The organism is Amycolatopsis sp. NPDC051071, from assembly GCF_040682875.1.
Classification (GTDB): Bacteria; Actinomycetota; Actinomycetes; order Mycobacteriales; family Pseudonocardiaceae; genus Amycolatopsis.
Map to the genome: position 1 here is coordinate 1 of NZ_JBFBBY010000196.1, position 12,574 is coordinate 12,574.

At 67.3% G+C, this 12,574-nt stretch carries 15 protein-coding genes; 8 read left to right on the top strand and 7 right to left on the bottom strand.

Features of this window, described 5'->3' with window-relative positions; genetic code table 11:
- Positions 1–235: 235 nt before the first annotated feature.
- Positions 236–1,312, bottom strand: coding sequence for a nicotinate-nucleotide--dimethylbenzimidazole phosphoribosyltransferase (cobT, locus tag AB0M65_RS36080; protein WP_364038331.1), 1,077 nt, complete (start codon positions 1,310–1,312; stop codon positions 236–238).
- A 92-nt stretch (positions 1,313–1,404) separates the two neighbouring features.
- On the opposite strand from cobT, the gene AB0M65_RS36085 reads away from it, so the two are divergent.
- Positions 1,405–2,073, top strand: a complete 669-nt coding sequence (locus AB0M65_RS36085) for an IspD/TarI family cytidylyltransferase (RefSeq protein WP_364038371.1) — start codon at positions 1,405–1,407, stop codon at positions 2,071–2,073.
- Here AB0M65_RS36085 and AB0M65_RS36090 read toward each other — a convergent pair.
- Positions 2,070–2,477 carry a hypothetical protein gene (locus tag AB0M65_RS36090; RefSeq protein WP_364038334.1) on the bottom strand — a complete coding sequence of 136 codons (408 nt, stop codon included), beginning with the start codon at positions 2,475–2,477 and terminating at the stop codon, positions 2,070–2,072. The two genes, AB0M65_RS36085 and AB0M65_RS36090, sit on opposite strands and share 4 nt — an antisense overlap.
- A 169-nt stretch (positions 2,478–2,646) precedes the next feature.
- On the opposite strand from AB0M65_RS36090, the gene AB0M65_RS36095 reads away from it, so the two are divergent.
- From AB0M65_RS36095 to AB0M65_RS36105, 3 genes are read left to right on the top strand one after another with little or no spacing between them, the layout of a single operon-like run.
- Positions 2,647–3,396, top strand: a complete 750-nt coding sequence (locus AB0M65_RS36095; RefSeq protein ID WP_364038337.1) for a GntR family transcriptional regulator — start codon at positions 2,647–2,649, stop codon at positions 3,394–3,396.
- Positions 3,393–4,244: a phosphoribosylaminoimidazolesuccinocarboxamide synthase gene (locus tag AB0M65_RS36100; RefSeq protein WP_364038340.1), complete on the top strand. Its 852-nt coding sequence runs from the start codon at positions 3,393–3,395 to the stop codon at positions 4,242–4,244. Before AB0M65_RS36095 ends, AB0M65_RS36100 begins: the two co-directional genes overlap by 4 nt.
- Complete coding sequence (locus AB0M65_RS36105; protein WP_364038343.1) at positions 4,237–4,464, top strand: hypothetical protein; 228 nt, start codon at positions 4,237–4,239, stop codon at positions 4,462–4,464. Before AB0M65_RS36100 ends, AB0M65_RS36105 begins: the two co-directional genes overlap by 8 nt.
- A gap of 61 nt (positions 4,465–4,525) precedes the next feature.
- On the opposite strand, the gene AB0M65_RS36110 is transcribed toward AB0M65_RS36105, so the two are convergent.
- Together AB0M65_RS36110 and AB0M65_RS36115 are read right to left on the bottom strand one after the other, a co-directional pair.
- A complete protein-coding gene (locus AB0M65_RS36110) occupies positions 4,526–5,515 on the bottom strand; it encodes an aldo/keto reductase family protein (RefSeq protein WP_364038346.1) in 990 nt (329 codons plus the stop codon).
- A 55-nt stretch (positions 5,516–5,570) separates the two neighbouring features.
- A complete protein-coding gene (locus tag AB0M65_RS36115) occupies positions 5,571–6,227 on the bottom strand; it encodes a DUF3043 domain-containing protein (protein ID WP_364038349.1) in 657 nt (218 codons plus the stop codon).
- A gap of 143 nt (positions 6,228–6,370) precedes the next feature.
- Between AB0M65_RS36115 and AB0M65_RS36120 the strand changes: the two genes are divergently transcribed.
- Complete coding sequence (locus tag AB0M65_RS36120) at positions 6,371–6,748, top strand: iron-sulfur cluster assembly accessory protein (RefSeq protein ID WP_364038352.1); 378 nt, start codon at positions 6,371–6,373, stop codon at positions 6,746–6,748.
- Positions 6,749–6,819: 71 nt separating this feature from the next.
- Here the strand turns inward: AB0M65_RS36120 and AB0M65_RS36125 are convergent, their stop codons facing one another.
- Positions 6,820–7,008: a hypothetical protein gene (locus tag AB0M65_RS36125; protein WP_181773806.1), complete on the bottom strand. Its 189-nt coding sequence runs from the start codon at positions 7,006–7,008 to the stop codon at positions 6,820–6,822.
- A gap of 141 nt (positions 7,009–7,149) precedes the next feature.
- Between AB0M65_RS36125 and AB0M65_RS36130 the strand changes: the two genes are divergently transcribed.
- Positions 7,150–8,139, top strand: coding sequence for a carbohydrate kinase family protein (locus tag AB0M65_RS36130; RefSeq protein ID WP_364038356.1), 990 nt, complete (start codon positions 7,150–7,152; stop codon positions 8,137–8,139).
- Between the two features lie 103 nt (positions 8,140–8,242).
- On the opposite strand, the gene AB0M65_RS36135 is transcribed toward AB0M65_RS36130, so the two are convergent.
- Together AB0M65_RS36135 and asnB are read right to left on the bottom strand one after the other, a co-directional pair.
- A complete protein-coding gene (locus AB0M65_RS36135) occupies positions 8,243–8,896 on the bottom strand; it encodes an alpha/beta hydrolase (protein ID WP_364038359.1) in 654 nt (217 codons plus the stop codon).
- Positions 8,897–8,952: 56 nt separating this feature from the next.
- A complete protein-coding gene (gene asnB / locus AB0M65_RS36140) occupies positions 8,953–10,887 on the bottom strand; it encodes an asparagine synthase (glutamine-hydrolyzing) (protein WP_364038362.1) in 1,935 nt (644 codons plus the stop codon).
- Between the two features lie 260 nt (positions 10,888–11,147).
- On the opposite strand from asnB, the gene AB0M65_RS36145 reads away from it, so the two are divergent.
- Both AB0M65_RS36145 and AB0M65_RS36150 read left to right on the top strand, forming a co-directional pair.
- The gene (locus AB0M65_RS36145; RefSeq protein ID WP_364038365.1) at positions 11,148–12,020 is read left to right on the top strand and encodes a cytochrome c oxidase subunit II; all 873 of its coding nucleotides are present in this window, start codon (positions 11,148–11,150) and stop codon (positions 12,018–12,020) included.
- Positions 12,021–12,061: 41 nt separating this feature from the next.
- Complete coding sequence (locus tag AB0M65_RS36150; protein ID WP_364038368.1) at positions 12,062–12,481, top strand: cytochrome c oxidase subunit 4; 420 nt, start codon at positions 12,062–12,064, stop codon at positions 12,479–12,481.
- Positions 12,482–12,574 lie beyond the last annotated feature (93 nt).

A 12,574-nucleotide genomic window follows, 5' to 3' on the forward strand; every position in this document is an offset into this window, starting at 1 on the left:
GCGTTCGCTGGGCGGGGCCGCGCGTACCCATCGCGTACCGCGAAAGGCGCCTAGGGTGGCTACGTGCAGGTCAGAGCAGGTTTCGGTTGCGAAAGGGTCTTTCAAGACGAAAAACGTCTTGAAAGACCCTTTCATGACACCCAAGGGCACCCAAGGCCAGGCGAAGGACCGAAAGGGCAGGCGAAGGACCGAGGACCCAAGGACCAAGGACCAAGGACCAAGGACCCGAGAAACCTCAGGAAGCGGGAGTCTCGATCAACGGCCCGGTCACCCCGGCCTGCTCGTGCGTCGCCATCTCCGCGAGCACCCGAGTAGCCATGAACACCAGCGGCAGCGCCACGACCGCGCCCGTCCCTTCACCCAGCCGGACGTCCAGGTCCAGGATCGGGTCCAGGTCGAGGTGCTCCAGCGCCAGCGCGTGCGCGGGTTCGCCGCCGCGCTGGCCGGCGGTCCACCACTGCCGCGCGCCGGGGACGAGTTCCTCGGCGACCAGCGCGGCCGCGGCGGCGACCAGGCCGTCGAGGATCACGGGCGTCTTTCGGACTGAGGCTTGCGCGAGGAACCCGGTCATCGCGGCGATGTCGGCGCCGGCGGCGGTGCGCAGGAGTGCGACCGGATCGGCCAGCACCGTCCTGGCCCGGCGGAGCGCGTCCCGGACCGCGGCGGCCTTGCGCATCCACGCGTTGTCGTCGATGCCGGAACCGCGGCCGACGACGGCCACCGGTTCACTGCCGGTCAGCGCCGCGACCAGAACCGAGGCCGGGGTGCTGTTGCCGATCCCGAGGTCGCCCGCGATGAGCAGATCGGCCCCGCCGTCGACCTCGGCGTCGGCGATCGCCCGGCCCGCGCGGATGGCGGCGCGTGCCTCGTCGTCGGTCAGCGCGTCTTCGACGTCGATCGAACCGGAGCCGCGCCGCACTTTGTACTCGCCGATCGACCGCGTCGCGGGGGCGTCGCTGTCCACGGCCATGTCGACGACCCGGACACTGGCGCCCGCGGAGGCCGCCAGCACGTTGATGGCCGCGCCGCCGGTCAGCATGCTGCCGACGAGCTGCGCGGTGACCTCGCTCGGATAGGCCGAGACGCCCTTCGCGGCGATGCCGTGGTCCCCGGCGAACACCACGACGCGGGGCCGGGTGAACGGGCGCGGCGGTGACTGGCCCTGGCAGGCCGCGACCCACACGCCCAGTTCTTCGAGCCTGCCCAGCGACCCGGCGGGTTTGATCAGTTTCGAGTGCAGGGCGATCGCCGCCGAGCGTGCGTGTTCATCAGGCTGCTCGACTTCGGCGAACTCGAGGATTTCGTCTTCCAACGCCTTGCCCTTCGGATCGCTTCGGTGGCCGCGCCCAACCTACCGACTCGGCTGTGCCAGAGTTGCCTGTGGCTCAGACGAAGGCGGCCGGAGTGGTGCTCGCGAGCGGTGCGGGCACCCGGGTCGGCGCCAAGCTCAACAAGGTCTACCTGCCGGTGGCGGGCAAACGCGTGGTCGCGTGGTCGCTCGACGCCTTCGCCCGCGTACCCGGCATTGACGTGCTCGTGCTGGTCATCCGGCCGCAGGACACGGAACTCGCGCGGGAAGTACTCGACTCGCATTCGGGTGATGTCGAACTCGTGCACGGCGGAGCGACACGTCAAGGCTCGGAACTGAATGCCTTGCGCCACTTGGCTTCCCGGATCGAGAGCGGTGAGATCGACGCGGTGCTGCTGCACGACGCGGCCCGTCCGCTCGTCACGCCGGAACTGATCGCGGACGTCCTCGCCGACACCCGGAAGTACGGGGGAGCGGTACCCGGTGTCGCCGCCGATGACATCGTCCGCGTGGACGGCGATACCGTTTCCGGGGCGCTGCCCGGCGCGATCCGGGTGCAAACGCCGCAAGGTTTCCGCGCGGACCCGTTGCTGGAGGCGTACGAAACGGCCGAACGCGAGGGATTCGTCGGCACGGACACGTCTTCGTGCATGGAAAGGTTCTCCGCGCTGCCGGTGCGGTGGGTTCCGGGCAGCGCGGAGAACCTCAAGATCACCTACCCGCACGACCTCGTTGTCGCCGAGCAGGTGATCGGCCGAGGTTAGGGATCTCCCTGGTCGGCCTTCTTGGCTCCGTTGGCGGGCAGGATGGTGACCTGCTGACGCGTGTCCATCGGGATCGCGCAGTCCGGATGTGGTTGCAGCAACTGAATCGGTGCGGCGACGTCACCGGGGGGCGGGATGCTGAGCACCGCCCGCAGTGTCCAGTCGGCGGTCGAGTGGTACTGCCAGGAGACGAGCGCGGGCTGGAAGACGTCCGTCTCGGGAAGTGTGGTGACCCGGAAGGCGCTCGCCCGTTCCTCGCCGCGCAGGATGATGACATCGGCGCAGATCTCCCACTGGAACACCGCGGCGCAGACTTCGGGTTCCTCCCGTGGGCCGAAGATGTAGACGACCCACCGGCGTCTTCGAAGCTCCTCGAGCAGTTGGTCGATGCTCAGATGGTTCATCGAGACCCCCAACGGGTTTGGGAACTCTGCGGAGAGTAACAGGTGTACTAGAGCACCGTCCAGAATCTGTACTAGTACGTAATAATGGGGTGTGAGCAGGATCCTTGGTGCTCGCCCATTGGTGTGCTAGAACGCTTGTGCGCACCGCGCGACCTTGTGAGGAGTCACCTTGCCCGCCGTCGACCGACCTGAACCGCCGTATCTCCAGATCGCCGGAAGCATTCGCGACGACATCGTTTCGGGCAGGCTCAAGGAAGGCGACACGGTCCCGTCCGCGCGTGAGATCGCCAGAAACTGGAACGTCGCCATGGCGACGGCGATGAAGGTGCTCTCGACGCTCCGGGCCGAAGGTCTGGTCCGTGCGATCCCCGGCATCGGGACAGTGGTGCAGACCAGAGCGCTGCACCGCTCCGCGCACGATCGGACGATCTCGATCGCGCGGACCGGAAAGGTCTATCCGCCGGGCCACTACGCGAAAATCCGGGAAGCCGGGCTCGTTCCGGCGCCGGACCGAGTGGCGGGCGCGCTCGGGATGGACGAGGGTGCTCCGGTGATTCGGCGGCGGAGGACGACTTACGCGGGTGAGGGACGGCCGGTATCGACGTCGGTCTCCTGGTTCGACGGTGCGGTGGCGGCCAAGGCGCCGTTGCTGTTCGAGGTCGTGCGGATCGTCGAAGGCACGGTCAAATACGTCGCGGACAGGACCGGCCGCGTCCTGACGTCGACTCGTTCTCAGCACGCCGCGGGGCTGGCGGGTGCCGAGGACGCGGCGGAACTCGGCGTGGCCGAGGGTTCGGCGATCCTGTTGAGCCGCAACAGGTTTCTCTCCGCGGAGGGCGACGTACTCGAGTACGGCGAATCCGTGGCGTTGCCGGATCAATGGATTTTCTACGAATACAACATCGAGGACGGGGCATGAAGCACATTCACGCGGGTAAGGTCAGGGACCTCTACGAAATCGACGGCGACATCCTGCTCGTCGCCTCGGATCGCGTTTCGGTCTATGACGTCTCGCTGCCGACCCCGATCCCGGACAAGGGTTCGCTGCTGAACCAGCTTTCCGCCTGGTGGTTCGAAAAGCTGGCCGACGTGGTGCCGAACCACGTCCTCTCCACGACCGACGTCCCGGCCGAATTCGCCGGCCGCGCCATGCGCTGCAAACCGCTGAAAATGATCCAGGTCGAATGCATCGCGCGCGGTTATCTCACCGGTCTCGGAATGCGTGAATACCAGCGTGACGGCAAGGTTTCCGGTGTCGAACTGCCTGCCGGTCTCATCGAGGCGGACAAGCTCCCCGAGCCGATCTTCACGCCGACCACGAAGCTCTCCGACACCGGACACGACGAGTTCATGACCTTCGCCGACGTCGTGAACGAAATCGGGCAGGAGACCGCGGATCGCCTTCGCGATCTGACGCTGGAGGTCTACACCAAGGGTGCCGAGCACGCGGCGAAGAACGGCATCATCATCGCCGACACCAAGATCGAATTCGGTTTCGACGCCGACGGGGTGCTGACGCTCGGGGACGAGGTCCTCACTTCGGACTCCTCGCGCTTCTGGCCCGCCGACGACTACGAGCCGGGCCGGACGCAGCACGCGTTCGACAAGCAGTTCGTCCGCGACTGGTCCGCGAGCACCGGCTGGGACAAGACGCCACCCGGCCCCGCCGTCCCCGACGAGATCGTCGAGGCGACCCGCGAGCGCTACACCGAGGTCTACGAGAGGATCACCGGGAACACCTGGGTTCCCGGCGGTGGCCGTGCCTGACCCGCAGGTTTACGACCCGTACCGGCTGATCGACGACGTCGAGGGCCTGCTGATCCAGCGGGGCCACCGGCCGGAGCGGCTCGACGGCCGGACGGGCGACCGCGTGGCCGGGGCGAGCAGGTTACTGCGGGGGCTGGGGATCGAGCCACTGCGCGCCCCCGGTGACGCCCTCGACCTCGACGGTCAGATCGCGTACCAGTCCCGGGTACACGGCGACTGAAGCAAGTAGTCGACTAAACGCGGGAAAAGCGTCCGCGTTTAGTCGACTACTTGCGGGGAAATCAGGGGCTGCGGGTGAGGGTGGGGTCGGTCTCGACAACACCGTCGAGCGCCTCGTCGATCGCGGCGAGCAGATCCGCGTCCAGCTTCACGCCGGCCGCCTTCACGTTCTCGTGCACCTGCTCCGGCCGCGAAGCGCCGATGATCGCCGAAGCGACGTTCGGGTTCTGCAGCACCCACGCCACCGACAGCTGGGCCAGCGACAGGCCCGCCTTGTCCGCGATCGGCCGCAGCCGCTGGACGCGTTCGAGGACGTCGTCGTTGAGGAAGCGGGCGACCATGTTGGCGCCGCCCTTCTCGTCCGTCGCGCGGGAGCCCTCGGGCAGCGGCTGACCGGGCTGGTACTTGCCGGTGAGCACGCCCTGCGCGATCGGCGACCAGACGATCTGGCTGAGGCCCTCACGTTCGGACGCCGGGACGACCTGCGCCTCGATGACCCGCCACAGCGCGTTGTACTGCGGCTGGTTCGAGACGAGCGGCACCTTCAGCTCACGTGCGATCGCGGCGCCCTGGGTGATCTGATCGGCGGTCCACTCCGAGACACCGACGTAGAGCACCTTGCCCTGGCGGACGAGGTCGGCGAAGGCGAGGAACGTCTCTTCGAGCGGGACTGTCCGGTCGAAGCGGTGCGCCTGATAGAGGTCGACGTAGTCGGTGCCGAGCCGCTTCAGCGAAGCGTTCGCCGACTCCATGATGTGCTTGCGGCCGAGTCCCTGGTCGTTGGGACCCTTGGGGCCGGTCGGCCAGTAGACCTTGGTGAAGATCTCCAGGCTTTCGCGGCGCAGGCCCTTGAGCCCGCGGCCGAGTACCGATTCGGCGGCCGTGTTCGCGTAGACGTCCGCGGTGTCGAAGGTGGTGATGCCCGCGTCGAGCGCGGCCTTGATACAGGCTTGTGCCTGGTCCTCTTCCACCTGGGACCCGTGGGTGAGCCAGTTGCCGTACGAGATCTCACTGACATTGAGGCCGCTGCGGCCTAGGCGTCGAAACTCCATGGTTCCGACTCTACCCCAGGCCGTTAGGCACGCTAACGACCTGGGTTTCGCCTGTTCAGACCTTGTCGCCGGCTTTGACCCGCGGCTTCGGGACACGCAGCTTGCGGATCTGGCTCGCGCGGATGAAGGAGTACCAGCCGACCGAGGTGCCCTTGACCACTTCGTTCGGGAACTTCAGCCGGACCATCTTCGCGATCCGCCGCCCGCTGAGCACGCCCTCGACGATCATACCGAGCAGCATCACGGTGCACAGCAGCGTCGCGTAGCGCTGCACGTCCGGGTACGGCACCAGCAACGCGACGAACACCAGGATCGCGAGTGGCATGAAGAGACCGAGCAGGTTGCGCCGCGAGTCGACCAGATCGCGGATATACGCCTTGACCGGACCGCGGTCGCGGGGGAGCAGGTACTTGTCGTCGCCCGCCATCATCTTCTCGCGGCGTTCCTTGGCGGCGTTGCGCTGCTTGGCCTTGTACTCCGGATCGGACTTCGCGGACTTGCGGAGTTCCTTGTTGCGCTTCATCGCCTCCCGCATGGTGGTCGGCGGGGGTGCCACCGGACCACGGCGCTTGGCCTCGGCCTCACGCCGCTTGGGCGTGGCCTTGCCCTTTCCGGGCGTATACGCCTTGGCCTGGACCTCGACGGCCTCGTTGTCGAGTGTCTCGGTGTCGGTCGTTGCGGTGTCTGTGGTGCTACGGCGCAGGAACCTCACGTCACCAGGGTAGTCGCGGCCGTCACGGTGCCACGCACCAGGCCGAGCGATATGTCACCATGGAGGGGAACAGATCGGGACTCCGACGTGTTGGACCATGTGCAAGACGAGTACCCGCAGCGAGTTCGACCAGAGGGAGAACCATGACGACCGCTGAGCAGGCAGGCGCAGCTCAGGCCGAAACCGCCGAGGAGACCCACGGCGTCACGTTGACCGACTCCGCGGCCTCCAAGGCGAAGGCCCTGCTCGAACAGGAGGGCCGTGACGACATGCACCTGCGCATCGCCGTCCAGCCCGGCGGGTGCGCGGGTCTGCGTTACCAGCTGTTCTTCGACGAGCGCACGCTCGACGGCGACCTGTTCCGGGACTTCGACGGGCTCCGCGTCGCCGTCGACCGGATGAGCGCGCCGTACGTGTCCACCGCCGTGATCGACTTCGTCGACTCGATCGAGAAGCAGGGCTTCACGATCGACAACCCCAACGCGACGGGGAGCTGCGCCTGCGGCGACAGCTTCCACTGACGCGTATCGACATGAAGAAGGGCCGCGAACCTCATCCAGGTCGCGGCCCTTCTTCATGCCCGGAACGCCGATCAGACGTAGGCGTCCAGATCGGCGACCTGGGCGAGACACCGTTCGTCCACGGTCCACGGCGGAGCGATCTGCCGGGGCAGTGGCAGGTTCTCGGCCTGGAGGGACGACGGGATGCCGGCGCAGTCGGCGATGAGTTCGCCGATCGATTCCGGTTCTAGGTGATACGCGGAGGAGGTCACGAACGACAAGTTAATGACTTGCGTTCGAGTGGGACACCACTACCAACCGGTAGTGTTCATGGCCGTGCCTGAAGCAACCCGTATGGGGCATGACCTGCGGGTAACTTAGCCGTCCTCGTTTCGGCGAGGCCGACCGATCAAGGAGAACCGGTGGCAGACAGCGCCAGGATCGCAGTATCCGGCAGTATCGCAACCGATCACCTCATGCACTTCCCCGGCAGGTTCGCCGAGCAGCTCGTCGCCGAGCAGCTGCACCGCGTTTCCCTGAGCTTCCTCGCCGACGACCTCGTCGTCCGGCGGGGCGGGATCGGCGCGAACATCGCCTTCGGCCTCGGCGTACTCGGCAAGAGCCCGATCCTGGTCGGCGCGGTGGGCTCCGACTTCGCCGACTACCGCTCGTGGCTGGAGCGGCACGGCGTCGACACCGTTGGGGTGCTGGTGTCCGAGGTCGCGCACACCGCGCGCTTCGTCTGCACCACCGACGAGGACCTCTGCCAGATCGCCACCTTCTACGCCGGCGCGATGTCCGAATCCCGCAACATCGAACTGGCGCCGGTCGCCGCGCACGCCGGCGAGCTGTCGCTGGTACTGATCAGCCCGGACGACCCCGAAGGCATGGTCCGGCACGCCGAGGAGTGCCGCCAGCGCGGCTACATCTTCGCCGTCGACCCTTCGCAGCAGCTGGCCCGGATGGACGGCGAGCAGGTGCGTGCCTTCGTCGAGGGCGCGAAGTACCTGTTCAGCAACGACTACGAATGGGAACTGCTGCTACAGAAGACCGGCTGGACCGAAGCCGACGTCCTCGACCGCGTCGGCATCCGGATCACGACGCTCGGGGAGAAGGGTGTCGAGATCATCGGCAAGGACGGCCTCTCGCTGCAGATCGGCGCCGTCCCGGAGCGCGGCAAGGTCGACCCGACCGGTGTCGGTGACGGCTTCCGCGCCGGGTTCATCGCCGGTCTCGACGGCGGCCTCAGCCTGGAGCGTTCGGCGCAGCTGGGCTCGCTGATCGCCGTGCTGGTGCTGGAGACCGTCGGTACGCAGGAGTGGACCTTCCAGCGTGAAGACGCCCTGGCGCGGCTCAAGGAGGCCTTCGGCCCGGAGTCCGCCGAGGAGATCGCCGCGATCCTGCCGGCGTGACGCTCGCATAACGCGCGTGAAGGCCCCCTTCCCTCGTTCATCCATGCCCCCGCCGACGCGCTGGCGCGCGGCTGAACTGGACTCGACCGAGTGAAGGGGGCCTTCACGCGCGCCGGGTCAGGAGCCCCGCGAGCTCGGCGGGCCGGGACAGGTGCGGGCAGTGCCCGGCGTCGACCTCGATCGCGGTGACGCCGAGCCGCTCCCGGGCGGCCTCGCGCATCCACTCCGGCTTCAGCGTGCGGTCCCGGGTGGGGACGATCACCGTCGACGGGATCTCGGGAGCGGGTTCCGCGTGGTGCTCGGCGAGGACCGGCGGGCTGAACAGCCGCAGGGTGTCCATGGCCTGGTGTTCGGTCTCGGGATCGCAGTCGTGGAACAGGAACTCCGACGCCTTCTCCTGGTCGGCCGTCGGGTCCACGCCGACCCACTCCGGGGCGAACGCGGCGGGAACCTCGTCACGCAGGCTCCGGCCACCCGCGAAGTCGGGGATGTAGGCGGCGACCCAGACCATGGCCCGCGCGTCGAGCGCTTCGGCGATCGCGGGGAGCAGTACCCCGGCGCCGGAATGCGCCACCACGACCGGCCGCTCGCCGTCGTACTGGTCCCTGGCCTGCTGCGCGTAGCCCTCGACCGGGAGGTCCCGCGGGGTGAGCAGGTCCACCGCGACGGCCCGGTGCCCGGCGGCGGTGAGCAGTTTGACCATCCGGTCCCAGCTCGCCGGGCTCTGCGTCGTGCCGTGCACGAGGACGAAGTCCATCCCCCCATGCTGGCCTTCACCGCGTGCACCGTGAAGGCCAGCATCGAGTGTCGTGACTAGAGCTTCACCGGATAGACGGGTTCCGGCACCTCGGGCTTGATGCGGTGCTCGACGAAGATGCCGTGCCACAGCATGAACACCAGCAGTGCCCACAGCTGGCGGCTGCGGTCGAGCTGCCCGGCCTTGTGCTCCTCCAGCAGGCCGAGGATGGCCTTCTTGTCGAGCAGCTCGTCGGTCCGGGAGTCGTTGATGATGCCCTTGGCCCAGTCGTACATCTCGTTGCGCAGCCACAGCCGGATCGGCACCGGGAAGCCGAGCTTGCGCCGGTTCAGCACATGCGCCGGGATGATCTTCGCCAGCGCCTGGCGCAGCGCGTACTTCGTGGTCCCGTGCGCGAGCTTCTGGTCGAGCGGGATGCTCGCGGCGACCTTGAACACCTCGGCGTCGAGGAACGGCACCCGCAGTTCCAGCGAGTTCGCCATGGTGACCTTGTCGGCCTTGACCAGGATGTCGCCGCGCAGCCAGGTGTAGAGGTCGACGTGCTGCATCCGCGCGACCGGGTCCCAGCCCTCGGAGACCTTGTACCAAGGCGCGGTGACGTCCTTGAAGCCGACGCCTTCCTCGTACGTGCGCAGTACGTGACGCAGCTGGTCGTCGCGGAAGTTGCGCGCGTTGCCGTAGTAGCGGTCCTCCAGCGGCAGCGCGCCGCGGCGCAGCAGGTCCTTGCCGCGGGTGCCCTCGGGGATCTTCGTGGAGACCTTGCCGATGATCTTCCGCATCCCGCCGGGGATCTTCTCGAACGGCGCCAGGGAGATCGGCTCGTTGTAGATCGTGTAGCCGCCGAAGAGCTCATCGGCGCCTTCGCCGGACAGCACGGCCTTGACGTGCTTACGCGCTTCGCGGGCGATGAACCACAGCGGCACGAGCGCCGGGTCGGCCACCGGGTCGTCGAGGTACCAGACGATGAGGGGCAGCGCCTCCATCATCTCGTCCGCCGACACCGTGCGGACCACGTGCTTCACGCCGATCGCGGCGGCCGATTCGGCGGCGACGTCGACCTCGGAGTAGCCCTCGCGTTCGAACCCGGTGGTGAACGCGATGAGGTTCGGGTTGTGCTCCTTCGCCAGCGTCGCGGTCGCGGTGGAGTCGATGCCGCCGGAGAGGAACGCGCCGACCGTGACGTCCGGGTCGGAGATCATATGCTTGCCGACCGAGTCACGCATGACGTCGGCGATGCGCTCGTACAGCGCGTCCGCCTCGGCCTGGCCGTTGACCGGCTTCGCGTTGAACTGAGGGTGGAAGTAACGGGTGAATTCGACGTCCCCGCCGGGGACAACGCGGAACGACGTGCCGGACTCGACGCGGCGGATCCCGGCGTGCAGTGACTCGGGCTCCGGCACGTACTGGAGCACCAGGTAATGCTGCAGGGCCTTGCGGTCCAGCTTCTCCTCGACGCCGAGCACGCTCGAAAGCTCCAGCAGGCTCTTCTTCTCACTCGAGAAGGCGACCTTGCCGGGACCGGCGGAGTAGAACAGCGGTTTGATCCCGAACGGGTCGCGCGCGCCGAAGACGACTTTTTCCTGGGAGTCCCAGATCATGAAGGCGAACATGCCGCGCAGCTTCTTCACCGCGTCGTCGCCGAGGTAGTGGTACGCCGCGACGATCGCCTCGCCGTCACCCTCTGTGGCGAACTTCGCACCATGCTCCGCGGCCAGCTCGTCACGCAGCTCTTGGTAGTTGTAGATCTCGCCGTTGAAGTTCAGCGTGTAGCGCTCCGGCGCCTCCGGCGGACCCCAGATCAGCGGCTGGTGCGAGTGGTCGACGTCGATGAAGGCCAGCCGGTTGAAGCCGTAGACCACCTCGCCGTCGGCCCAGGTGTCGTGCTCGTCGGGGCCGCGGTGCCGCTGGCAGCGCATGGCGCCGTCGACCGCGTCACGGGCGCCGGCCGCGTCGGCTTCGGTCGAGCAGATGAGTCCAAGCAGGCCGCACACGTCTAGTTCACACACCTCTTGTTGGCCGAGCGGGGGAGAAGGGCCCAGTATGCCCGTGCGGGCGTACACCCGGATGTGGTGGGGGATACGCGTGTTGTGGTTACCCCTTGGTCAGCGCGGCACCGTAACTCGGCTAGGCTCCGCCATGTCACGAAGATCGGTCGAGGAGGCTCTGGGTGAAAGGGCAAGGCGCAGTGGGAAATCCAGAGCGCGAGCCAGCTAAGAGGGCTGGTCGCGTAGTCGCACTCGCCGTGCTGGTGATGCTGACCGCGACGGGCTGCTCCGGGGACGAGATCCTCCGCTTCGGCTGGCCTGCCGGGGTGACCCCGCAGTCGCATGACATGCGCACGCTGTGGACGTGGACCGTCATCGCCGCGCTGACCGTCGGTGTCATCGTCTGGGCGCTGATCTTCTGGACCGCGATCTTCCACCGCAAGAAGAAGACCGCCGACGGCGCGGAAGAGGAACTGCCCCGGCAGTTCCAGTACAACATCCCGCTGGAGATCTTCACGGTCGTCGTCCCGACGATCATGGTCTGCGTGCTGTTCTTCTTCACCGCGACCACCGAGAACCGCGTGCTCGCCGAGACGGACAACCCGGACGTCACGGTCGACATCGTCGCGTTCCAGTGGAACTGGGAGTTCAAGTACAAGAGCGACTCCAAGAACCACGACGACCCCGAGATCACCACGGTCGGCAGCTCGTCCGAGATCCCGCTGCTCGTCCTGCCGACGAAGAAGACGATCCAGTACAACCTGCGGTCGGCCGACGTCATCCACTCGTTCTGGGTGCCCGAGTTCAACTTCAAGCGGGACGTCATGCCGGACCCGGAGAAGAACAACCAGGACTTCACCTTCCAGAACTCGATCGACCGGGAAGGTTCGTTCGTCGGCCGCTGCGCCGAACTGTGCGGCACCTACCACTCGGGGATGAACTTCGAGGTCAGGGCGCTGTCGGCGGATAAGTACGCGCAGTACATCCAGCTCCGCGGCGCGGTGAACCCGAAGAGCGGCAAGCCGAACACCGCTTCCGAGGCGCTGACGGCCATGAACTGTGGTGAGCTCTGCTCGCCGCACGCCGTCACCACCACCCCGTTCAACACCGACCGCACCGCGCGGGTCGCGACCAACTGACCCGGCTTGTTCGAGCCCGAAACAGGAGTGAGGCAACGTCCATGAAGGTCGAAGGACGGATTTTCTTCCTCGTCGCGGTCTTCTCCGTCGTCGTGGCGGGTATCTACGCGTACATGACCGGAACGATGACCCGGGACGGCGTCGAGCCGGTCGGTGTGGTGGCCTTGATCCTCACCGGTGGCCTGGCCTTCCTCGCTGGCAGCTACCTGCAGTTCGTGGCGCGGCGCATCGAGCCGCGGCCGGAGGACCGGGAAGACGCGGAGATCAGCGACGGCGCCGGTGAGCTGGGCTTCTTCAGCCCCGGCAGCTACTGGCCGATCGCACTCGCGGCGGCCGCCGCGCTGACCGGTGTCGCGCTCGCGTTCTTCCACATCTGGCTGCTGATCATCGCGCTGGGCCTGGTGATCGTCGCCATCGGCGGACTGGTGTTCGAGTACCACACGGGCCCGAACCACGACTGACGGCTTCTTGGCAGTACATGAAGGCCCCCTTCCTTGCGCTAGGCGCAAGGAAGGGGGCCTTCATCTACGTCGTGTGAGGGGGAGCGGCGGTGG

Coding starts and splice junctions, on each gene's coding strand:
- AB0M65_RS36100 (WP_364038340.1), top strand. CDS start 3,393: ATGAAGCACATTCACGCGGGTAAGGTCAGGGACCTCTACGAAATCGAC.
- AB0M65_RS36120 (WP_364038352.1), top strand. CDS start 6,371: ATGACGACCGCTGAGCAGGCAGGCGCAGCTCAGGCCGAAACCGCCGAG.
- AB0M65_RS36135 (WP_364038359.1), bottom strand. CDS start 8,896: ATGGACTTCGTCCTCGTGCACGGCACGACGCAGAGCCCGGCGAGCTGG.
- AB0M65_RS36110 (WP_364038346.1), bottom strand. CDS start 5,515: ATGGAGTTTCGACGCCTAGGCCGCAGCGGCCTCAATGTCAGTGAGATC.
- AB0M65_RS36145 (WP_364038365.1), top strand. CDS start 11,148: ATGCTGACCGCGACGGGCTGCTCCGGGGACGAGATCCTCCGCTTCGGC.
- AB0M65_RS36150 (WP_364038368.1), top strand. CDS start 12,062: ATGAAGGTCGAAGGACGGATTTTCTTCCTCGTCGCGGTCTTCTCCGTC.
- AB0M65_RS36090 (WP_364038334.1), bottom strand. CDS start 2,477: ATGAACCATCTGAGCATCGACCAACTGCTCGAGGAGCTTCGAAGACGC.